The sequence below is a fragment of the Polaribacter sp. MED152 genome, from assembly GCF_000152945.2.
Lineage (GTDB): Bacteria > Bacteroidota > Bacteroidia > Flavobacteriales > Flavobacteriaceae > Polaribacter.
The window spans coordinates 2,264,889-2,287,787 of the sequence record NC_020830.1 but is presented as its reverse complement, the minus strand read 5'-3'; the positions used below and the strand labels follow the sequence as shown (position 1 = coordinate 2,287,787).

General features: G+C 31.2%; 17 protein-coding genes. 4 read left to right on the top strand and 13 right to left on the bottom strand.

Annotation, left to right across the window (positions count from 1 at the left end; translation table 11 throughout):
• Position 1: 1 nt before the first annotated feature.
• The 4 genes from ilvB to MED152_RS10110 form a co-directional block, all read right to left on the bottom strand.
• Positions 2-1,735: a biosynthetic-type acetolactate synthase large subunit gene (ilvB, locus tag MED152_RS10125; protein WP_015481784.1), complete on the bottom strand. Its 1,734-nt coding sequence runs from the start codon at positions 1,733-1,735 to the stop codon at positions 2-4.
• 94 nt (positions 1,736-1,829) lie between these two features.
• Entirely contained in the window at positions 1,830-3,506 is a 1,677-nt protein-coding gene (ilvD, locus tag MED152_RS10120; protein WP_015481783.1) for a dihydroxy-acid dehydratase, read from the bottom strand.
• Positions 3,507-3,830: 324 nt separating this feature from the next.
• Positions 3,831-4,952, bottom strand: a complete 1,122-nt coding sequence (leuB, locus tag MED152_RS10115) for a 3-isopropylmalate dehydrogenase (protein WP_015481782.1) — start codon at positions 4,950-4,952, stop codon at positions 3,831-3,833.
• Between the two features lie 12 nt (positions 4,953-4,964).
• Positions 4,965-6,140: a 2-isopropylmalate synthase gene (locus MED152_RS10110; RefSeq protein ID WP_015481781.1), complete on the bottom strand. Its 1,176-nt coding sequence runs from the start codon at positions 6,138-6,140 to the stop codon at positions 4,965-4,967.
• Positions 6,141-6,269: 129 nt separating this feature from the next.
• On the opposite strand from MED152_RS10110, the gene MED152_RS10105 reads away from it, so the two are divergent.
• The 4 genes from MED152_RS10105 to thrC all read left to right on the top strand — a co-directional run bounded on the left by MED152_RS10105 (position 6,270) and on the right by thrC (position 12,801).
• A complete protein-coding gene (locus tag MED152_RS10105; RefSeq protein ID WP_015481780.1) occupies positions 6,270-7,832 on the top strand; it encodes a hypothetical protein in 1,563 nt (520 codons plus the stop codon).
• Positions 7,833-8,144: 312 nt separating this feature from the next.
• Complete coding sequence (thrA, locus tag MED152_RS10100) at positions 8,145-10,583, top strand: bifunctional aspartate kinase/homoserine dehydrogenase I (protein ID WP_015481779.1); 2,439 nt, start codon at positions 8,145-8,147, stop codon at positions 10,581-10,583.
• Between the two features lie 3 nt (positions 10,584-10,586).
• Positions 10,587-11,516 carry a homoserine kinase gene (locus MED152_RS10095; RefSeq protein WP_015481778.1) on the top strand — a complete coding sequence of 310 codons (930 nt, stop codon included), beginning with the start codon at positions 10,587-10,589 and terminating at the stop codon, positions 11,514-11,516.
• 1 nt (position 11,517) lies between these two features.
• Positions 11,518-12,801, top strand: coding sequence for a threonine synthase (gene thrC, locus MED152_RS10090; protein ID WP_015481777.1), 1,284 nt, complete (start codon positions 11,518-11,520; stop codon positions 12,799-12,801).
• A 4-nt stretch (positions 12,802-12,805) separates the two neighbouring features.
• Here the strand turns inward: thrC and MED152_RS10085 are convergent, their stop codons facing one another.
• The 9 genes from MED152_RS10085 to MED152_RS10045 all read right to left on the bottom strand — a co-directional run bounded on the left by MED152_RS10085 (position 12,806) and on the right by MED152_RS10045 (position 22,862).
• On the bottom strand, positions 12,806-13,897 hold the full coding sequence (locus MED152_RS10085; RefSeq protein ID WP_015481776.1) for a carboxypeptidase-like regulatory domain-containing protein: 1,092 nt from the start codon (positions 13,895-13,897) through the stop codon (positions 12,806-12,808).
• Between the two features lie 329 nt (positions 13,898-14,226).
• A complete protein-coding gene (pdeM, locus tag MED152_RS10080; RefSeq protein WP_015481775.1) occupies positions 14,227-14,889 on the bottom strand; it encodes a ligase-associated DNA damage response endonuclease PdeM in 663 nt (220 codons plus the stop codon).
• A complete protein-coding gene (locus MED152_RS10075; RefSeq protein WP_041383589.1) occupies positions 14,886-17,330 on the bottom strand; it encodes a ligase-associated DNA damage response DEXH box helicase in 2,445 nt (814 codons plus the stop codon). Before MED152_RS10075 ends, pdeM begins: the two co-directional genes overlap by 4 nt.
• Positions 17,331-17,354: 24 nt before the next feature.
• Positions 17,355-18,941, bottom strand: a complete 1,587-nt coding sequence (locus MED152_RS10070) for an ATP-dependent DNA ligase (RefSeq protein WP_015481773.1) — start codon at positions 18,939-18,941, stop codon at positions 17,355-17,357.
• Between the two features lie 2 nt (positions 18,942-18,943).
• Positions 18,944-19,963, bottom strand: coding sequence for a ligase-associated DNA damage response exonuclease (locus MED152_RS10065; RefSeq protein WP_015481772.1), 1,020 nt, complete (start codon positions 19,961-19,963; stop codon positions 18,944-18,946).
• A 70-nt stretch (positions 19,964-20,033) separates the two neighbouring features.
• Positions 20,034-20,432, bottom strand: a complete 399-nt coding sequence (locus MED152_RS10060; RefSeq protein ID WP_015481771.1) for a VOC family protein — start codon at positions 20,430-20,432, stop codon at positions 20,034-20,036.
• A 99-nt stretch (positions 20,433-20,531) separates the two neighbouring features.
• Positions 20,532-21,053, bottom strand: a complete 522-nt coding sequence (locus MED152_RS10055) for a DUF421 domain-containing protein (RefSeq protein ID WP_015481770.1) — start codon at positions 21,051-21,053, stop codon at positions 20,532-20,534.
• Positions 21,054-21,134: 81 nt separating this feature from the next.
• On the bottom strand, positions 21,135-21,803 hold the full coding sequence (locus MED152_RS10050; RefSeq protein WP_015481769.1) for a bifunctional 4-hydroxy-2-oxoglutarate aldolase/2-dehydro-3-deoxy-phosphogluconate aldolase: 669 nt from the start codon (positions 21,801-21,803) through the stop codon (positions 21,135-21,137).
• Positions 21,804-21,815: 12 nt separating this feature from the next.
• Positions 21,816-22,862: a sugar kinase gene (locus tag MED152_RS10045; RefSeq protein WP_015481768.1), complete on the bottom strand. Its 1,047-nt coding sequence runs from the start codon at positions 22,860-22,862 to the stop codon at positions 21,816-21,818.
• Between the last annotated feature and the right edge of the window lie 37 nt (positions 22,863-22,899).

The following is a 22,899-nucleotide window of genomic DNA, read 5'->3' as shown; positions in this document are numbered from 1 at the left end:
CTTATTCTAATCTTATATCAGAAACACTAGCTCCTGAAGGTATCATTGGAAATACATTATCTTCTTTTTCTACGCAAACTTCTAAGAAATAAGCTTCTTTACTTTGCATCATTTCTGCTACAGCCTCAGCTAATTCTTCACGTTTAGCAACTTTTCTAGCCTTAATATAATACCCTTCTGCAATAGCTACAAAATTAGGATTCACCATTTCTGTAGAGGCATATCTTTTATCAAAAAACAATTGTTGCCATTGACGAACCATACCTAAGAAATCATTATTTAAAACCACTACTTTTACTGCAGCTTTTTGCTGAAAAATAGTACCTAATTCTTGAATTGTCATTTGGTAACCACCATCTCCAGAAATAGAAACTACTTCACGAACTGGAGCTGCCATTTTTGCACCAATTGCAGCTGGCAAACCAAAGCCCATTGTTCCTAAACCACCTGAAGTGATATTACTTTTAGACACGTTAAAATCTGCATATCTACAAGCAACCATTTGATGTTGACCAACATCTGTTACAATTGCAGCCTTACCTTTACTCTGAATGTTGATTTCTTTTAAAACCTCGCCCATTGTTAGGCCTTCTTTTGTAGGATACAAATCGTTTTTAATTACTTTATCATATTCAATTTGATACAGATCTTTAAATTTCTGATGCCAATCTGAGTGAGATTTTTCTTCTAAAAATGGCAAAAGTTCTGCTAAACTCTTTTTTGCATCACCCAAAACTGCTACATCAGATTTTACATTTTTATCAATCTCTGCAGGATCAATTTCGAAGTGAATTACTTTGGCTTGTTTTGCATAAGTATTTAAACTCCCTGTAACTCGATCATCAAAACGCATACCTATTGCAATAAGCACATCACATTCATTAGTTAAAATATTTGGTGCATAATTACCATGCATACCAACCATACCAACATTTAATGGATGTGAAGTTGGTATTGCAGAAGCTCCTAATATTGTCCAAGCAGCAGGTATTCCTGCTTTTTCTACAACAGCCTTAAACTCTTCTTCTGCCTTACCTAAAATTACACCTTGACCCCAAACAATCATTGGTTTCTTTGCTGCGTTTATTAGATCTGCAGCTTCTTTAACCTTTGTAATATCTGTTGTTGGTACAGGATTGTAACTTCTAACATGAGTACATTTTTCGTAAGCAAAATCAAACTCTTCAAATTGAGCATCTTTTGTAATATCTACTAAAACAGGACCTGGTCTTCCACTTTTGGCAATGTAAAATGCTTTTGCCATTGCTTTTGGAATATCTTCAGCCTTTGTAATTTGGCAGTTCCATTTCGTAACTGGAGTTGAAATACCAACAATATCTGTTTCTTGAAAAGCATCACTACCCAATAAATGTGACGCAACTTGTCCAGTAATACAAACCATTGGTGTAGAATCTATTTGCGCATCTGCAATTCCTGTAATTAGGTTTGTTGCTCCAGGACCAGAGGTAGCCATAGCAACACCAACTTTTCCAGAAATACGTGCATAACCTTGTGCAGAATGTGTTGCACCTTGCTCATGACGTGTTAAAACATGGTGAATTTTACCTTGGTATTTATACAACTCATCATAGACAGGCATAATTGCACCTCCTGGATATCCGTATAAAATATCAACACCTTCTTCAATTAAACATCTAACAATTGCCTCACTTCCAGAAATACGCTCTGTTGCTTTAGCTTTTGACTGTGTACTTGATATGGTTTTTGTCTCCATAATTCTTACTTTTAAATAAGAGTTTAAAGAAATTAGCTCAAAACTTTTTTGTATTTGACACTTGCTCTTTTCTCTTAAATCTTAATTCATTTATTTATAAATCAGTAACACATCCTTTAGATGCAGAGGCTACAGATTTTGCGTACTTGTATAAAATTCCTTTTTTATGTTTTAAAGCAGGAGCCACCCAATTTGCTCTTCTTTTCTCTAACTCTTCATCAGAAATAAGCACATTTATTGAGTTGTCTTCTGCACTAATTCTAATTTTATCACCTGTTTCTAAAAGCCCAATAGCTCCTCCTGATTGTGCTTCTGGTGTAATATGCCCCACAACAAAACCATGTGTACCTCCAGAAAAACGTCCATCTGTTATTAAAGCTACAGATTTACCTAAACCTGCTCCCATAATTAAAGAAGTTGGCTTTAACATTTCTGGCATTCCTGGCCCACCTTTTGGCCCCACATATCTAATAACAACTACATCACCTTTTTCTACTTCACCATTAGAAATACCTGTATTTGCTGCTTGCTCACCATCGTAAACCACAGCTTTACCTTCAAACAACAAGCCTTCGTTTCCAGAAATTTTAGCTACTGCACCTTCTGTTGCTAGATTTCCATAAATGATTTGAATGTTTCCTGACGTTTTTAAAGCTTTATCTTTTGGATAAATAACATCTTGAGCTTCAAACTCCATTGCTTTAACATCTGCCAAGTTTTCTGCTAAAGTTTTACCTGTAACAGTTAAGCAATCTCCATGCAAATACCCATTATCCAATAAATATTTCATAATTGCAGGCGTACCTCCAACTCCATGAACATCTTCCATTAAATATTTTCCTGATGGTTTCAAATCTGCAATTAAAGGCGTTCTATCTGATACTTTTTGAAAATCTTCTAAAGTAAAATCTATTTCTGCTGCATGTGCTATAGCTAAAAAGTGTAAAACTGCATTTGTAGATCCACCCAAAGCATTTACTAAAGCAACAGCATTTTCTAACGACTTTTTAGAAATGATATCTAAAGGTTTTAAATCTAACTCTAATAAGTTTTTAATAGCTAAAGCTGTTCTTTCTGCTTCAGATAGTTTATTTGGATTTTCTGCTGGAATAGAAGAATTATAAGGCAAAGCAAAACCCATACATTCTATTGCAGAAGCCATTGTATTTGCAGTATACATACCTCCACAAGCACCTGCTCCTGGAATGGCTCTTTTTATAATTTCTTTGTATTCATTCTCATCTATTTCTCCAGCTACTTTTTGACCTAAAGCTTCAAAGGCAGATACAATATTTAATTTTTTACCTTTATAACTACCAGAGGCAATTGTACCTCCATACATCATAATTGATGGCCTATTTAAACGTAACATTGCAATTACAGCTCCTGGCATATTTTTGTCACAACCTACCACAGAAACTAAGGCATCATAACTTTGAGCATTCATTACAGTTTCTATTGAATCTGCAATTATATCTCTGGAAGCTAAAGAATAATTCATACCAGAAGTTCCCATAGAAATTCCGTCTGAAACTCCAATAGTATTAAAACCTAACCCAACTAAACCAGCAATTTTACTTTCTACTTTAACTTCTGCAGCTAAATTGTTTAGATGCATATTACATGGATTACCATCATAACCTGTACTTGCAATACCAACTTGGGCTTTGCTCATATCTTCTTCTGATAAACCTACTGCATACAACATGGCTTGAGAAGCTGGTTGAGATTCGTCTTGGGTTAATCTTTTGCTATGTTTATTTAATTCCATTTACAAACTGTTTCTGTGTTAACAAAAATATTATAATTGCGCTATTTTTTTAATAATACTACAATGACTTCGTTTAAATTCAGGTTAAAAAATAACTATTTAATTTACTGAATAACAGTTGTTTAATTATATTTTAAAATGATATTCAATAGTTATAATATTTTTAAAGAATTTTTTATTTTAATAAGAATTTGATATTTCTAAAACTGACTTTAGTTCACAAACAAGTTTAGCCCAGATTGAGGCACTTGTTTGAGCTCTTTTTTGAAACTGAATTTAATTCAGATTTCAAAAAAAGCGAGTACTGAAAGCTGGAAATAGCTACTAAATAATGGTGCTTTGACCCATGTGAATGTTTCTAAAGTTCATATTACTATCATCTTGATTGGTAATATAATCTGCTACAAAATCGCCAACCTTAGAAGTTGTTGTTGATTTCTGCATTTTTCTTTTGATATCTTGAGTAGTGATACCTAAAGCTAAAGACTTGTCTACAGCTCTTTCTATAGCATCTGCCTCTTCATGTAAACCTAAATACTGCAACATCATTGCTGCTGATAAAATAGAAGCTAACGGATTTGCAATATCTTTACCTTTTGCTTGCGAATATGAGCCGTGAATAGGCTCAAACAAACCATTTTCTGAACCAATAGAAGATGATGCCAATAAACCTATTGAGCCACAAAGTGAACTTGCCACATCAGAAATCATGTCTCCAAAAAGATTTTCTGTTAATATGACATCGAAATGCGTAGGATTTAGAATCATTTTCATAGCTGCATTGTCTACAAATAAATATTCTAGTTCTACATCTTTATAGTCTTTGGCTATTTCTGAAACTGTTTTTCTCCATAAACGAGAAGTTTCTAAAACATTTGCTTTATCTACCAAAGTTACTTTCTTCTTACGTTTTTGTGCTGCTTGAAATGCCAAATGAGCAACTCTAGAAATTTGTTTTACTGTATAAGTAGAAACGTCATGTGCAGTTTGCTTGTCTTCGCTTAATGTTTTTTCACCAAAATAAATACCTCCTGTTAATTCTCTATAAATAACAAAATCTGCATTTTTTATTACTTCTCTTTTTAATGGGGAGTTAGATATTAGATTATCGTAAGCCTTTACTGGCCTAACATTGCAATATAAATCTAATTCTCTTCTTAAATTTAGCAAGCCTTGTTCTGGACGAATTTTAGCTGATGGATCATTATCGTACTTAGGATCACCAACTGCACCAAATAATATAGCATCTGCACTTTTACAAATAGTAATTGTTTCTTTTGGTAAAGGACCTCCTGTAGCATCAATGGCATTTGCACCCAATTGCGCTTCTTTATAAATAAATATATGATCATATGCTTCAGCAACTGCATTTAAAGCTTTTTTTGCTTGCTCTACAACCTCTGGACCTATACCATCTCCTGGAATTACTGCTATATTAAATTTCATAGTACTAGTATTTTATGCAATAGCTGACTTCTCTAAATTACTAACTTTTTTCATGATGACATGTATGTCTTCATCTTTTATTTCTTTTTGCTGATCTGCCATGTTTAAAAAGGCTTTGTAAGCTTCATCTAACTGAACTTTAGTTAGTTCATAACCTACTTTTTTAGCTCTATAAGCCAAAGCTGCTCTACCACTTCTAGCTGTTAATACAATAGCACTTTCGGTAACACCTACATCTTCAGGATCCATAATTTCATAAGTTTCCCTGTTTTTTATGACTCCATCTTGATGAATTCCTGAACTGTGTGCAAATGCATTAGCACCCACAATTGCTTTATTTGGTTGTACTGGCATTCCCATTTTTTCACGAACCATCATACTTGTATCGTACAGTAATTTTGTATTGATACTTGTTTCTAGATTTAAATAAGGATGCTGATTTAATATCATAACCACCTCTTCTAAAGCTGTGTTACCTGCTCTTTCACCAATTCCGTTTATAGTACATTCAATTTGACGAGCACCATTTACAACACCTGCTATTGAATTTGCTGTAGCCAAACCTAAATCGTTATGACAATGACAAGAAAGTGTAACATTTTCTATACCTTTTACATTTTCTCTTAAGTATTTCATTTTTGCACCATATTCTTCAGGCAAACAATATCCTGTAGTATCTGGAATATTTAAAACAGTAGCCCCTGCTTTAATTACTTCTTCACAAACTCTTGCTAAAAATTCATTGTCTGTTCTACCTGCATCTTCTGCATAAAACTCTACATCTTCAACAAAGGTTTTAGAGTAAGCAACTGCTTTTACAGCTCTTTCTATAACTTGTTCTCTGGTTGAATTGAATTTATATTTTATATGAGAATCACTTGTACCAATACCAGTATGAATTCTAGGGAATTTGGCATATTTCAATGCCTCTGCAGCAACTTTAATGTCATTTTCTACGGCTCTTGTTAAGCCACAAACTGTAGCATTTTTAACAATTTTTGCAATTTCTGAAACCGATTTAAAATCTCCTGGGCTAGAAACTGGAAAACCTGCTTCTATAACATTTACGCCTAATAAGTCTAATCTTTCTGCAATAACTAACTTTTGGGTAGTATCTAACTTACAACCTGGAACTTGTTCTCCATCTCTAAGAGTTGTATCAAATATTTGAACTTGATTGTTTTGCATAATTAAAAAAATTGACTTTATATTTAATCAAAAGTATTTAATGAGATTAAAATAAATAGTTACTTTTACCACTTTGTACGATTTCTAATATCCTATATAAAAACTTAAGTATTTAATAATCAATTTTTTATGATTAAAAAGCTTACATCAGTCAGCCAACAAAATGATGCTCTTTTCGTTTTAATTAAGTCTTTAACCAAATCTGAGAAGAGACAATTTAACTTGTATGTAGGTAGATTAGGTGGAAATGTTGATGCCAAATTTTTCTCACTTTTTAAGTTTTTAGAAAAACTAAAAGCTTACGATGAGAAAGAAATTATTAATAGTGGCATTGTTTCTAAACAACAATTATCAAATCTAAAAGCACATTTATACAAGCAGATTTTAATTAGTTTGCGATTAAATCCTGCTCATAAGAATATTAGAATTCAAATTAGAGAACAATTAGACTTTGCTACTGTCTTATACCAAAAAGGATTATACAAACAGAGCTTAAAATTATTAGATAAAGCAAAAAACTTGGCCTTAGACAATGAAGAAAAAAACATTGCCTACGAAATTGTAGAACTTGAGAAGGTCATTGAAACACAATATATTACCCGAAGTTTAAGCAATAGAGCAGATCAACTTTCTGTGCAAGCAAAAACCTTAAGCCAGCAAAATGTTATTGCTAGTAAACTATCTAATTTATCACTACAATTATACAGTCATCTTTTACAGAATGGTTATGTAAAAAATAACGAGGAATTAGAATTTATTAATCAATATTTTTACAGCAAATTACCTAAATACAATTTTGAAACTTTTGGTTTTAGAGAAAAGTTATGGTTGTATAAAAGTCATTTGTGGTTTAGTTTTTTAACTCAAGATTTTTTACATAGTTACAAGTATGCAAGTCAATGGGTTTCACTATTCAAAGCAGATAAAAAGTACATAACTCAACATCCTGTATTTTATTTAAAAGGAATTAACTACTTATTAGAAGCTTCTTTTTTTGTAAAAAAAGCTTCAACTTTTAAGAGTGAACTTAAAGCATTTGAAGATGATGTAGATAAGAAGGTAATCCCTTCTAACATGAATACAGATTTATTGATTTTTCAATATTTATATGCCAATAAATTGCACTTACACTTTTTAGAAGCCACTTTTTCTGAAGGTGAATATTTGGTTGATATCATCAACAAAAAATTAGAAGAATATCAAAATAGATTAGACAGCCATTACATTGTAATGCTATACTACAAAATTGCTTGTTTGTACTTTGGTATGGGCAAAAATGAATTGTGCATTGCCTATTTGCAAAAAATAATCAAGTCTAAAAACTTAAGTTCTGCTGAAGATTTACAGTGTTTTGCAAGAGTTCTAAATTTAATTGCACATTATGAATGTGGTCTAGATTACGATTTAGAAAGGCAGTTTGTAGATACCTATAAATTTCTATTAAAAATGGAAAATTTGCAGGAAGTTCAAAAAGTATTCTTGACATCTATAAGAGACTTAAGTGATGTTTTTCCTCATGAAATTAAAAATGAGTTTAAGAAAATTCATGCAAAATTAAAGGTGTATGAAGATCATCCATATGAGAAAAGAGCCTTTTTATACTTAGACATCCTTTCTTGGTTAGAAAGTAAAATTCAAAACAAATCCATTTCTTCAGTTATTAAAGAAAAAGCAAATTTCACCCACAAATAATGCTATTTTCATTTTATTGACAATCATATTTTATCAAGTATTCATTTATTGGTCAATTTTAGAAAATAATTGACAATCCATTACCCTTGAATAAATAATACTTCTATTTTTGTGGTGTGATTTTATCTAAAATACATAATCAATTACTACAAACTACTGCTACAGTAGCAACTACTTTTGGTGGTTTAATTCGCTCTACAACTACTACAACCCTTTAAGGGTTTATTTCTATTCATATTATATCAGGTTATCAAGCATTGCAAAAGCAATTCGATCAAAACATATTATTTATTGAATACTTAAAATTACAAGATGAAAGTATTAAAATTTGGAGGCTCATCAGTCGCAAACTCAGAAAACATAAAACAAGTATTAAGCATTATTGCAAATACATCTAAAGAAGATAAAATAGCAGTTGTAGTTTCTGCATTTGGCAAAACCACAAACAAACTATTGGCAGGTGCAACCAAAGCATTGCAAAATGCGGAGCATGCTAAACAAATTTTAGCAGAAATTAAAACATTGCATTTTACAGTAATTAATGACTTGGTTAAAACTAATACTGATGAAGTTCTAGAAAATGTAGAAATACTTTTTACCAAATTAAATGCCATTTACGAAGGTATTTTTCTTCTACAAGAACTGTCTGACAAAACCTTGGCTAAAGTTTCTAGTTTTGGAGAAAGGTTATCTTCTTACATCATTGCAAATGCAGCAAAAGAAAATTTAAATGCAACTCATAAAGACAGCAGAGAATTAATTATTACCAATGATATTTATTTAAATGCACAGGTTAATTTTGAGAAAACAGATGCATTAATAGCTAGCTATTTTAAAAACAATCAGCATCAAATAACGGTTTTAGGTGGTTTTATTTCTTCTAATCTAGAAAACGAAATAACTACTTTAGGTAGAGGAGGTTCTGATTTTTCTGCTGCTATTTATGCAGCAGCTTTAAATGCCTCTGAACTACAAATTTGGACAGACGTTTCAGGAATGTTCACAGCAAACCCAAGTGTAGTAAAACAAGCACATCCTATTCCAGAAATTTCTTACGAAGAAGCTATGGAACTTTCTCATTTTGGAGCAAAAGTTTTGTATCCACCAACAATACAACCTGCTTTAAGAAAAGACATCCCCATAAAAATCAAAAACACATTTTCACCAGAGAATGAGGGTACTTTAATTTGTAAAAATCCACAAAGTAAAAGTGATGTAAAAGGAATTTCACATATCGATGAAATTAGCTTAATTACTCTAGAGGGTGGAGGAATGATTGGTATTCCTGGTTTTTCAAAACGTTTATTCGAAGCTTTATCTCTAGCACAAATAAATGTAGTTTTCATTACTCAGGCATCTTCAGAGCACTCAATATGTGTTGGTATTTATGAAGCTGATGCTGTAAAAGCTAAAGAAGTTTTAGATGCAACTTTTAGCATTGAAATAGATCGTAAGAAAATTAAACCTATTAATGTTGAAAACGATTTGGCAATTATAGCTGTTGTCGGAGAAAGCATGAAAAATTACCAGGGTTTAAGTGGACAAATGTTTAGTACTTTAGGTAGAAACAATGTAAATGTGAGAGCTATTGCCCAAGGTTCATCAGAAAAAAACATTTCTGCAGTAATTAATAGTTTTGATGCTAAGAAAGCACTGAATGCCTTACATGAACAATTTTTTGAAGAACGCACTAAACAACTCAACCTATTTGTAACAGGAGTTGGAAATGTTGGAGAGCGCTTTTTAGCACAAATACACCAACAGAAGAAATTTTTAAAGGAGAATCTTAAACTAAATATTAGAGTAATTGGTATTTCTAACTCAAGAAAAATGTTTTTTGATAAATCTGGAATAAACCTAAAAAACTGGAAAGAACTACTAGGTGATGGAAAAGAAACTTCATTAACCGCTTTTCATGAGCAAGTAAAAAAACTAAATTTAAGGAATAGCGTTTTTATAGATAATACAGCTAACAAAAGCGTATCTGAAGTTTATGCCAACTATTTAAAAGATAGTATTTCTGTGGTAACTTGCAATAAAATTGCCTGTGCTTCTGAATTTAGTAATTATAAAAATTTAAAAAACCTTTCTAAAAAATACAATGCTTCGTTTTTATTTGAAACAAATGTTGGTGCAGGTTTACCTGTTATTGACACTTTAAAAAACTTGGTAAATTCAGGAGATCGCATTCATAAAATACAAGCAGTTTTATCTGGCAGTTTAAACTTTGTTTTCAATAATTTTAATACAGAAACAACTTTTCATGATGTAGTTCTTCAAGCTCAAAAAGAAGGCTATACAGAACCAGATCCTAAAATAGATTTAAGTGGAATTGATGTTGCCAGAAAAATTTTGATTTTAGCACGTGAAAGTGGTTATCAACTGGAATTAGAAGAAATTAAAAACAACGCCTTTTTACCTGAGGAAAGTTTAAAAACTACAAATAATGATGATTTCTATGCTACTTTAACAAAGAATGAAAATCATTTTCAACAGATTTTTAATAAAGCACAAGAAAAAAATTCACGTTTAAAATATGTGGCTGAATTTGCAAATGGACAAGCAAATGTGGGACTACAAGAAATTCCTGCAGATCATCCTTTTTATAATTTAGAAGGAAGTGATAATATTGTATTATTTTTCACAGACAGATATCCAGAAAATCCTTTAATCATAAAAGGTGCAGGTGCAGGTGCAGATGTAACAGCTTCTGGTATTTTTGCAGATGTAATACGAATTGCAAATCAATAAAAAATGAACTATTTAAAAGTATTTTCTCCTGCTACTGTAGCAAATGTCTCTTGTGGTTTCGACTCTCTTGGTTTTGCTGTTGATACAGTTGGAGATGAAATGACATTTACAAAAACAGCAAGCAAAGGTGTAAAAATCACCAATATTACTGGAGCAAAATTATCTTATAATGTAGATGAAAATGCAGCAAGTGCAGTAGTTCAAAAAATGTTGATTGAGGCTAAAGCCGATTTTGGAGTAGAATTAACCATATCAAAAGGTTATTCTCCTGGAAGTGGCTTAGGCAGTTCTGCAGCAAGTGCAGCAGGTGCAGCTTTTGGAGCAAATCAATTATTAGGAAATATTTACTCAGAATTAAAATTGGTAAAGTTTGCCATGTATGGAGAAGAAGTGGCTTGTGGTTCACAAATTGCAGATAATGTTGCTGCTGCCATTTATGGAGGTTTTGTACTAATTAGAAGTTATGACCCCTTAGAAATTGTAAAACTTCCTGTACCCAAAGAATTAAGATTGGTGGCCATTCATCCTCAAGTAGAAGTCAAAACAAAAGATGCAAGAGAGGTTTTACCCAAACAAATTGACTTAAAAGATGCTATTACTCAATGGGCAAATGTTGGTGGATTAATTAGTGGCTTATATGCTAATGATTATAAGTTAATTAGCAATTCTCTTGTAGATATTATTGTAGAGCCTTATCGTAAAAAACTCATTCCTTATTTTGATAATGTTAAAAATGCAGCTTTAAAATCTGGTGCTTTAGGAGCTGGAATTTCTGGCTCAGGGCCAACCATTTTTGCGCTATGTAAAGGTGATAAAAGTGCAAGTGATGTTCACTCAGCAATTAATGAAAGCTACAAGAATAAAGGTATTGAATACACTTTATTTACCTCAAAAATTAACAACCAAGGAATTAAAATTTTAGAATCTAACTAACATGCAATATTATAGTTTACACCATAAATCACCCAAAACAAGTTTTAAAAAAGCTGTAATAGAAGGTTTAGCGAAAGACAGAGGAATCTATTTTCCAGAAGAAATAACACCTTTAGATACTGCATTTATTCAAAATATTTCAGATTACACAAATCATGAAATTGCCTTTGAAGTAATTAAACAATTTGTAGGTAATGATATTCCTGAGCCTATTTTAAAAGAGATTATAAAAAATACACTTACTTTCGATTTTCCTATCGAAAAAATTACAAATCAAATTTCATCACTAGAGCTTTTTCATGGCCCAACAATGGCTTTTAAAGATGTTGGCGCTAAATTTATGGCTCAATGTTTAGAATATTTCAATAAAGATAATGATGAAGAAGTTACTGTTTTAGTGGCTACTTCTGGTGATACTGGAGGTGCAGTAGCTAATGGCTTTTTAGGCGCAAAAGGTGTAAATGTGGTAATCTTATATCCTTCAGGAAAAGTGAGCGATATTCAAGAAAAGCAACTTACAACTTTAGGTAAAAATATTACAGCTTTAGAAGTTGATGGCGTCTTTGACGATTGCCAAGAAATGGTAAAAACTGCATTCTTAGATGATGAAATTGAAAGGAAATTAACCTCAGCAAATTCAATAAATATTGCAAGATGGTTACCACAAATGTTCTACTTTTTCTTTGCTTATAAAGCACTACATCAAAAAAAGAAAGACTTGGTTTTTTCTGTTCCAAGTGGAAATTTTGGTAATATTTGCGCAGGAATTATGGCTCAAAAGTTAGGTTTGCCAGTGAAACATTTTGTTGCATCTACCAATGTAAACGATACTGTGCCTAATTATTTAAAAAGTGGTGAGTATAAACCTAAACCATCTAAAGCAACCATTTCTAATGCTATGGATGTTGGTAATCCTAGCAACTTTATAAGAATTAGAGAATTATTTAATAATGATTTACAACAATTAAAAAATTCATTTTCTTCTTATTCTTTTTCTGATGATGAAACTCGAGAAAAAATGCAAGATATTTATGACATTTCTGGCTATGTGTCAGATCCTCATGGAGCTGTTGGTTATTTAGGTCTAGAAAAATATAGTTTACAAGAAAACGAAATTGGTATCTTTTTAGAAACTGCACATCCTGTTAAATTTCTAGATGTTGTAGAAAGCACTTTACCTGTTAGTGTTGCAATACCAGAGCAAATTAAGAAGGTAATTGATAAAGAAAAAGTTGCTTTAAAAATTAGTACTTACGAAGATTTAAAATCTTATTTAATGGAATAATTTTTTAATAAAGTTGTTCTTTTATCCAATTTGGTAATGGTATAAAATTTTTGTTTTCCCAGTATTTATCATTAAAATCACTGGTAAATTGAGTGCTAAAATCTCCTGATGTTAATTTTATAAAATTTAAATTATTGTTTTCTATAGTTTTAAAGTTATATAAAGTAATTCGTTTTTCAGTCAAATTTGGGGTATAATACCCAGTATGAAAATCTTCTGCTTTCTTTAAATACCATTTATCATTTTCTTTTTTAAAAGTAATATCATTCAAAATTTCATTATCGTTGTCTAATAATATCTTTCTGATTATTGCAAAATCTTGCATATCTATGTACAATATTCCTTTTTTATAGTAGGTGCTTTTATCAGTATAAAATGATATTTCATAACAGTTTCTATCTAAAAAATTAGTTCTTCCTATAACTTTATAAGTATATTTTTTCAAACCCTTTTTCTTAAGATAATCTTCTCTGTATTTATATATATTATCTGTGTACATTTTATCCATAGCAACTACTCTATGCTTTTTCAATTGCTGTACAGAATCTTTTGTAACATATTTTATACGTCCTTTTTCTATATTGTATTTTGTAAAGTGTGCTCTGTTTTGTTTAATAGTTCCAGCATATTCTTCTATTGATTGTAAAGTACTATCCTTTTTATAATTAATAACCCTATTATAAAAATTATAATAAACTGGTTCTACATAATGATTTTTCTCAAAATTGTCAAAAACCTTGTTTAATATTTCATTAGCAGTTAATGTTTTTGTGCTGACAACTATTTCATCTAAACTTTCAATTTTTTGGTTCATTTTGATAACTAAATTACCTGTATCATTGTCTGATAATTGTATGGATTGTTTTTCAAAACCAACGCAAGAGAAATGCAAATTATCATTATTAGTAACTATTAAATAAAAATTACCATCAGCATTGGTAATTGTACCTTCTCCTAATTTAGCAGAATATACGTGAACATTATATATACCTTTTTGAGTTATATTATCTATAATTTTTCCTGAAATTAATTTTTTCTGACAAGATATAGTTTGATGAGAAAGTAATAATATGAGCAAATAAATTGTTTTTTTCATTTAGGTGATAATTTAGTGATTAGCTTATTTGATAATTTAAAACTTCGTTTAAACACTAAACAGATCAACAAATATTCTATTTTACGAAGATTTAAAATCTTATTTAATGAAATAAACACGCTATTTTCTTTGTTTTGAATTATAATTCATCTTTCTAAAAATCAAAAGAAGAATTCCACAGTTCATAATCATTGGAATGTATTTGTAAACTAATGGAGTGTCTGTAAAAAAACAATAGCTATAATACCAAAACAATACAAAAGTTATCGCATAAATAATTCTGAGAAGAATTGGTTCTTGGTTAAAAAAATCAAAAATTTTCATAGCTCTTATATTTCGAAAATACCATCATTGGTAAAACAATAATTCTTACAGTTTTTAGGCGCACTTCTAGTATTTAATCCCGTAAACAAACTAAATGCAGGTAAAATTAATTGGTTATTGGTTACCTGAAAACAAGGTAATTTTATTCGTTGCTTACCTTTTCCTTTTATAAAAACTCCTGGATGTGTGTGCCCAGAAATTGTAAAATAATCTGGAGAAGGTGTTAGAAAATCATGCACAAATTTTAAGCAATTTAACACTAAATCCTTCTTGAAAACTTCGATTTTAAATTGTTCATAAATCGAGTTAGAAAACCGATCATGATTTCCTTTAATTAATTGTATAGATAAATTAGAAAATTGGGTAAGCCAAGTTTTAAATTCATCTAAATCTGAATTGTACTCTGCATGAAATAAATCGCCAACTATAATTAAATTTTCTGCTTTAAAATGTAAAATGAGTTGCTTTAATCTTTCTAAATCTGTAGTTAAAACATTCTTAGGAATAGGAATTCCACTCTTTTGAAAGTGAGCAGATTTACCAATATGCAAATCACTCAAAATTAAACTTTTTTCAGCTTTCCAGTAAATTACACGTTGATTGGTAAGTTCTAAAACTTCATCACTACAAGGAATAGTTTTAGAAATAATAGAAATGTTTTGCATCATTTTAAAGCCTGCTTTTGTATACGCTCTATACGTTTGCTTAAGTCTTCGTTACTCATTGTACCTCTTAAACTATCTACTTTTAAAGGAAAGCTCAAAGGTGTAAAATTACTGGCTTTTTTCAAAATAATTTTACTCTTAGAAATACGTTGAAAAGCAGCTTGTAAACGTACTTTTTCTAGCTCATAATCAAACACTTCATTATAGGCTTGTTTCAGTAAAAGATTAGAAGGCTCATAATCATTCAACACTCTAAATATTAAACCAGATGATGATTGTAAACTTTTATTTGTTTTGCGTTTACCTGGCTGTGTTTGTATTACTAAACCAGCAACTACTGCAATATCTCTAAATTTACGTGAAGCCATTTCACTTGCATTAATACTTGCTGTAACATCTTTAATTAAATTTTCTTTAGAAAATATAGCATTCATATTTTCGTCAGTTAACGGAATTTCTTGATCACTTAACAACTCAAAACCATAATCATTCATGGCAATAGTAAACGTTAATTTCTTAATTTGACTAATTCTGTAAGCAATTAAAGAAGCCATAATTTCGTGTACCAATCTACCCTCAAAAGGATATACAAAAAGATGAAAACCTTCTTTGGTTTCGATCATTTCTATTAAAAATTCATCATGCCTTGGAATATGCGAATTCGTTTCTTGTCTTTTTAATAAAGGATAGAGAAACTTAAGTTCTCTTTCTCTGTTATTTGGTGTTAAAGCATCACTTAGTTTTAATCGTAAAAAATGAGTTAAGCCAGATGTTAAAGGCAGTCTTCCTCCCATCCAACTTGGAGTTATTGCTTTTTTCTTTTTGCTCCTTTTTACCAGAACTGTCATGTCTTTTATTTGTTGTATTTCTACAACTTTTCCTCCTAAAACAAAAGCATCACCTTTATTTAATTTAGAAATAAAATACTCTTCAACCATACCTATATATCCCCCAGAAAAGAATTTTACAAAAAGCATCACTTCACCCACAATTACCCCAATATTCATTCTATGATTCATGGCAATTCTTCTACTTTTTACTCTGTAAAAGCCATCATCTTCAAGCACTACTTTATGAAACTCCTCATAACTATTTAAGGTATTTCCACCTTGAGTAATAAAATGAATACACCAATCAAATTCTTCTTTTGTTAAGTAATGAAAGGCATGAATTTGTTTGATAAACGCATAGGTTTCCTCTGGTTTAAAACCTTCACCAACTGCAAGTGTTACTAAAAATTGCACTAAAATATCATAGGTTAATACGTAAGGTTGTCTGGCTTCAATTTCCTTTTGCTTTACAGCCTCTTTTACTGCAGCAACTTCTATTAATTGTAAAGAATGTGTAGGAACTGCATACATTTTAGAGGTTTCAAAAGGAGAGTGCCCACTTCTACCAGCTCTTTGCATAAAACGTGCAATTCCTTTTGCAGAACCAATTTGAATTACACAATCTACTGGTTTAAAATCTACCCCTAAATCTAATGATGACGTACAAACTACAGCTTTTAACAATCCTTGAGATATTGCTTCTTCAATCCAATTACGTTGAACTTTATCTATAGAACCATGATGTATGGCAATTTGACCAATTAAATCTGGCTCTTCATCAATAATTATTTGATACCAAAGTTCACTTTGATTTCTTGTATTAGTAAATATTAAGGTTGTTGTGTTTTCATAAATAATCGGAATTATTTTTGAGCTCATTTGTTTACCCAAATGACCTGCCCAAGACAATTCTTCTACTTGATCTGGCAACAAAGAAGTAATCTTAATTTTTTTCTTTTCTTTAGCACGAATCATGGTAGTTTTTACATCATAAGGAATTAAAACCTCTTTTGCCTCTTCTAAGTTGCCTATGGTTGCAGAAATTCCCCAAATTCTTAACTTGGGTGATAAATTTCGAATTCTTGCAATGGCTATTTCTGTTAAAACACCACGTTTAGAACCCAACAATTCATGCCATTCATCTACAGCAATACAAGTAACATTTTTAAACCATCTTGAGTTTTTCTTTTGAGAAAATAATAAGTGTAGGGTTTCTGGTGTTGTCAATAAAACGTCTGGCATTAAACGTTCTTGACGTCTTCTATCTTTAGTAGCTGTATCTCCATTCCTAACTTCTACTGCCCAATCTAAACCTATTTCTTCTACAGCATCATTCATTGCTTTTGCCAAATCTTTGGCCAAAGACCTTAAGGGACTAATCCAAATTAATTTTAATCCTTTTTTATATTTATTTGGATGATTTAAATAATCGATAACCACTGCTAGAAAAACCGAAAATGTTTTTCCAAATCCAGTTGGAGCTACCACCATTCCACTAAAATTGTTATGATAACGTTCCCAAGTTTGCGACTGAAAACTAAAAGGTTCATGACCTTTTTCTTGCATCCAGTTTTGGATGATTTGATAACCTTGGCTTTGTTTAAAGTTGCTCAAAAAATAGTTTTTAGTAGTTGATTTTTAATTAGCCTCAATTAATGCTTTTACACTTTCTATGGTGTCAATATCTTTTACAGTTTTGTCTTTTCGCCAACGTTTCATTCTTGGAAAACGCAATGCAACTCCACTTTTGTGACGTTTGCTATAGGCAATACCTTCAAAAGCAATTTCGAAAACTAATTCTGGTTTTACAGTTCTTACTGGCCCAAATTTTTCGATTGCATTTTTATTTACCCATCTAGAAATTTCCGTAATTTCTTTATCTGTTAAGCCAGAATATGCTTTGGCAACTGTAACTAATTTATCTTCATTTTGAACTGCAAAGGTATAATCTGTGTATTTAGAACTTCTTCTTCCACTTCCTTTTTGCGCATAAATCATAACTGCATCTATGGTTAAAGGATCTACTTTCCATTTCCACCATTCACCTTTTTTACGACCTACATGATATATAGAAGATTTCTTTTTTAGCATTAAACCTTCGCTATTGAAACTTCTTGCAGCATTTCTTAAATTATCTAATTCATTCCATTTTTTAAATTGAATTACTTCTGATAGCTTTAAAATATCGCTTGTATTTTGTGTAAATAGCTCTTCTAATTTATCTCTTCTTTGCGCCATTGATTCTTGCCTTAAATCAATATGATTTAACTCAATAATATCATAAACATACAAACCAACAGGTACTTCTTCTAATAACTTTTTAGTAACATTTTTACGGTTTAACCGTTTTTGCAAATCGTTAAATAACAATACTGCACTATCTTTTATGGCTAAAATTTCTCCATCAATAACAAAACTTCCTGGTAATTGTGAAACTGCTTCTACAATTTCTGGAAATTGTTGTGTAACCAATTCCTCTCCTCTAGACCAAATAAAAACTTCACCTTCTCTTTTTATGATTTGACCACGAATACCATCCCATTTATACTCAACCTGCCATTCATTTTCACTGCCCAAATCTTCCAGATCTTTTTCTAAAGCATAAGCCAAGCAGAAAGGATATGGTTTTGAATTGTCGTAATTAATATGTTCACCACTCAATAAATCATCAAAAGAAATGGTGTTTGGTGTCCAATTACCAATTATACTGTGCATTAATTGATTTACATCTATACCTGATAATTTTGCCAGAGCATTTACAAGTGTTTTTTTAGAAACGCCAATTCTAAAACTTCCACCAATTAATTTATTAAAAATTAAACGTTCTTGCGCCTTTAAGCCATTCCAAGCATTTAAAACATATTCTTTTTTCTCTTCATCCGTTTTTGATTTTAGGTTGATGAGTTCATCAATCCAAACATGTAGTGGTTTTTCAATTTCATTTTCTGGATTTGGCAATAACAAGGCTAAAGTTTCGCCTAAATCTCCTACAGAAGAATAACTTTCTAGAAAAAGCCATTCAGGTAGTTGAGTAATTTGCATACACCACTCTTTCATTAAGTTCGACTTTACAGGTCTGCTAGGTCTTTTGCCTGTAAATAGAGCGATTAACCACAACTTATCTTTATCTGGAGCTACTTTAAAATAATTGACTAGTGCTTCAATTTTAGCATTAGTTTTATTCGTGATTTCAATAGCACTTATAAGGTTAGAAAAGTCTTTCATAGCTAAACAGTTTCGGTTTTTAAAGTGTCTTGTTTTGCTAATTCATCTTCTCCAAATTCTGTTTTGAGCTCATGAGCTTCTATACCAATTTCATTTAAATATTTAGAAAAAACTGCCTGAGAGCCATGAGTTACATATACTTTTTCTGCTTCTGTAGCTTTCACAGCTTCTAGCAAACCATCCCAATCTGCATGATCACTTACTGCAAAACCTGCATCTACACCTTTCCATCTTCTATTTCCACGAATATGCATCCATCCTGAACAAATAGCAGTAGCTGCGTTTGGAATGCGTTTTAACATTTTAGAACCTAATAATGCTGGTGGCAGAATTACAATTTTGTTTTGAATCTCTTTTTTATTGAAATCTGGTGTTATTAATGTAGTATTTGGTATGTTAATGCCTGAATTAGAAATGGCTTTGTTTAAATTATTAATGGCAGAATGCACAAAAATATCATCTACACCTTCTACCAACTTCATAATTCTTTGAGCTTTACCTAAACTGTAACCAATAAAAACACTTGTTCTATTATTTTGCTGATTTTGTAACACCCAATTTTGAAGTTCGTTTTGCAATTCTAATTCACTTTTCCATTTATAAATAGGCAAACCAAAAGTGCTTTCTGTAATGAACTCATTACATTTTACAGGCTCGAAAGGCACTGTAAGAAAATCTGGTTGGGTTTTATAATCACCAGAGAACACAATAACATAACCTTTATATTCTAAACGAATTTGTGCAGAGCCAATAATATGACCTGCTGGATAAAAAGAAACTTTTACATCGTTAATCGTTTTAGGTTCGTTATACCCCATACTTTCTATGGAGATATCTTGCCCAATTCTGTGTTTTAAAATTGCTTTAGAATCATTATGACACAGGTAGTGTTTGTTACCCCATCTTGCATGATCAGCATGACCATGTGAAATTATAGCATAGTCTACAGGATACCATGGATCTAAATAGAACTTACCTGGAATGCAATAAATACCTTTTTTTGTAAACTTTATAAACTTCAAGCTGTAGATTTTAGTAAAGATAAAAAATGGATTGCAGTTCCCTACAATCCATTTTTATTATTAATTAATTTTAACAGTTGCAATTTACCATCCAACTAATTCCGTATTTGTCTGTACATCTTCCAAAATAACCCCATTCTCTTTCTCTAAAGTTATGATGTGTTATTCCTTCTGCTGATAAATTATTAAATACATCTTCTGCTTCATCTTTATCAGTTAAATCTACGCTAATGCTAATTGTATTTCCGTTGTTTAATGGTGTATCTGGAGCTGCATCATAAGCCATTAAGTGAATGCCTTTACCTTTTAACTCTGCATGTTGCAATTTTTTTCTGTAGTTTAATGGTACATCAATCTTTTTATCTTCATAGGTTTCTTTGTTCTTTATATCTGCATTAAATAAGTCTCCATAAAAATTTAATGCTTCCTGACAATTACCATCAAACGCTAAATAAGCTTGTACCTTCATTTTTCAAATTTTTTATTGTTAATACTTGTTTTTCACAAAATTAACTACTGATTGAAAAATAAATTTGCTGCTTTGCAATTATTGATAACTCTATTGATATTATTTTCTAGCAACACCCTCTAACAACCAATCTTCAATTTCTTCATCTACACTTGAATGTAGCACAGAAATATCTCCTGTAGATTCAAAAACAACTGCTTTAATTTCTGATATTCTAATTACGTTTGCTTCTCTTAACTTACCTTGTAAATCACTTTCTGTAACTTTGGCCTTTTTTAGATTATCCCAAAGTATTTTATCTTTATCCATAAGAAGTAAAGGTGAATTGTCTACTGTTTTACAAAAGAAATCGAACCTTCTTAAAAATGCAGTTATTGCTTGGAGTAAGAAGATACATGTTAACCCAAATAAGCCATCGAACAAAGGCACAGATTTGCTTAAAAGTGTTGATGCAATAACACTACCAATAGCTATTGTACAAGCAAAATCGAAACTAGACATTTTAGAAAAACTGCGTTTCCCAAACATTCTCGTTAAAACAATAATAACAATATAAACAACAATTGTAGAGATTAAAATAAATTTTAGATTAATACTATTTGTGTAGATCCACTCTTTCATGAGATTCCTTTTTTTTTCAAAAATAAAAAACTCCAACCTTTCAGTTGGAGTTTTTCGCGTTTTAAATAATCAAATAACTGACTAGCTCCTTAAATCTTTAATAATATCTAAGGCTTGCTTTGTCATACTTTCAATTTTATCTAAATCAAAATTACCATTAGCATCTTTTGCTATTAATTTTGATCCCATTCCAACACAAGTAACACCTGCATTGAACCATCCTTCTAAATTTTCTCTGGTTGGAGATACACCACCTGTTGGCATAATGCTTGTCCATTGACAAGGGCCTTTAATTGCTTTTACAAAGTCTGGACCGTAAATTCCACCTGGAAATAATTTTACGATTTCACATCCTAATTCTTCTGCTCTTGCAATTTCTGTTAAAGAACCACATCCTGGAGACCATAATACTTTACGTCTATTACAAACCAAAGCAATATCTTCTCTTAAAACTGGAGTAACAATAAAGTTAGCACCATTTTGCATGTATAGGGAAGCTGCTGCTGCATCTGTTACAGAACCAACTCCCATAATCATACCTGGTAATTCTGCAATTGCATATTTGGTAAGTGCTGTAAAAACTTCTAAAGCAAAATCACCACGTGCTGTAAATTCTAATAATCTTGCTCCACCATCATAACACGCTTTTAAAACTTTTTTGCTTGTTTCTATATCACTGTTAAAAAATAAAGGCACTAAACCTGTATCTTTCATTACTTGTGCTACTTCTAATCTTGAATATTGTGCCATATTTTATTGGTTTTATCTTGCTACTCTTCCAGAAGCATCACCTCCCATTAATTTTTCTACTTCAGATACAGTTACTAAATTAGCATCTCCTTTAATTGTATGTTTTAAACATGAAGCTGCAACTGCAAAATCTAATGCATTTTGATCATCTTCTGGGTATTTTAATAATCCGTAAATTAAACCTCCCATGAAAGAATCTCCTCCACCAACTCTATCTACGATATCTGTAATTTGATATTGGCGAGTTTCGTACATTTTAGAACCATCATACAAAACACCAGCCCATGTATTGTGAGAAGCAGAAATAGAACCTCTTAAAGTTGTAATTACTTTTTTAGCTCTTGGAAATTTCTCCATCATTTGCTTACAAACAGATAAAAAAGCCTCTGCTTTAACATCATGACCATGTTTATGTACATCTAAACCTTCTGGATGAATACCAAAATGTTTTTCTGCATCTTCTTCATTACCTAAAATAATATCACAGTAAGAAGTAATTTCTGTCATTATTTTTTCTCTATGAGCATCATCACAATAGGTCCATAATTTTGCTCTATAATTTAAATCTGTAGAAATAGTAACTCCTTTTGCACTAGCTGCTTTTACAGCTTCTAAACAAACGTCTGCTGCTCCTTGAGAAATTGCTGGTGTAATACCTGTCCAATGAAACCACTCTACACCTTCAAAAACGCTATCCCAATCAATCATACCAGATTCTATTTCTGAAATTGCAGAATGTGCTCTATCATAAACTACTTTTGAACCTCTTGATACAGCTCCTGTTTCTAAAAAATAAATTCCTAAACGATCTCCACCATAAACAATTTTATCAACGCCAACTCCACGTTTTCTCATCTCCATCATTGCACATTCACCAATGTCATTCTTTGGTAAACGTGTTACAAAATCTACATCTACACCATAATTTGCTAATGAAACTGCTACGTTAGATTCTCCTCCACCATAAACTACATCAAAGTTATTTGCTTGTGAAAATCTTAAAAATCCTTGTGGAGCTAATCTTAACATGATTTCTCCAAATGTTACTACTTTTCCCATGAAATATTATAAAAAATTAATTTGGTTAAACGTTTAA

What these genes read in the sequence shown, in the direction of transcription:
- ilvB (WP_015481784.1), bottom strand. Translation starts at nt 1,735, where the DNA reads ATGGAGACAAAAACCATATCAAGTACACAGTCAAAAGCTAAAGCAACA.
- ilvD (WP_015481783.1), bottom strand. Translation starts at nt 3,506, where the DNA reads ATGGAATTAAATAAACATAGCAAAAGATTAACCCAAGACGAATCTCAA.
- leuB (WP_015481782.1), bottom strand. Translation starts at nt 4,952, where the DNA reads ATGAAATTTAATATAGCAGTAATTCCAGGAGATGGTATAGGTCCAGAG.
- MED152_RS10110 (WP_015481781.1), bottom strand. Translation starts at nt 6,140, where the DNA reads ATGCAAAACAATCAAGTTCAAATATTTGATACAACTCTTAGAGATGGA.
- MED152_RS10105 (WP_015481780.1), top strand. Translation starts at nt 6,270, where the DNA reads ATGATTAAAAAGCTTACATCAGTCAGCCAACAAAATGATGCTCTTTTC.
- thrA (WP_015481779.1), top strand. Translation starts at nt 8,145, where the DNA reads ATGAAAGTATTAAAATTTGGAGGCTCATCAGTCGCAAACTCAGAAAAC.
- MED152_RS10095 (WP_015481778.1), top strand. Translation starts at nt 10,587, where the DNA reads ATGAACTATTTAAAAGTATTTTCTCCTGCTACTGTAGCAAATGTCTCT.
- thrC (WP_015481777.1), top strand. Translation starts at nt 11,518, where the DNA reads ATGCAATATTATAGTTTACACCATAAATCACCCAAAACAAGTTTTAAA.
- MED152_RS10085 (WP_015481776.1), bottom strand. Translation starts at nt 13,897, where the DNA reads ATGAAAAAAACAATTTATTTGCTCATATTATTACTTTCTCATCAAACT.
- pdeM (WP_015481775.1), bottom strand. Translation starts at nt 14,889, where the DNA reads ATGATGCAAAACATTTCTATTATTTCTAAAACTATTCCTTGTAGTGAT.
- MED152_RS10070 (WP_015481773.1), bottom strand. Translation starts at nt 18,941, where the DNA reads ATGAAAGACTTTTCTAACCTTATAAGTGCTATTGAAATCACGAATAAA.
- MED152_RS10060 (WP_015481771.1), bottom strand. Translation starts at nt 20,432, where the DNA reads ATGAAGGTACAAGCTTATTTAGCGTTTGATGGTAATTGTCAGGAAGCA.
- MED152_RS10055 (WP_015481770.1), bottom strand. Translation starts at nt 21,053, where the DNA reads ATGAAAGAGTGGATCTACACAAATAGTATTAATCTAAAATTTATTTTA.
- MED152_RS10050 (WP_015481769.1), bottom strand. Translation starts at nt 21,803, where the DNA reads ATGGCACAATATTCAAGATTAGAAGTAGCACAAGTAATGAAAGATACA.
- MED152_RS10045 (WP_015481768.1), bottom strand. Translation starts at nt 22,862, where the DNA reads ATGGGAAAAGTAGTAACATTTGGAGAAATCATGTTAAGATTAGCTCCA.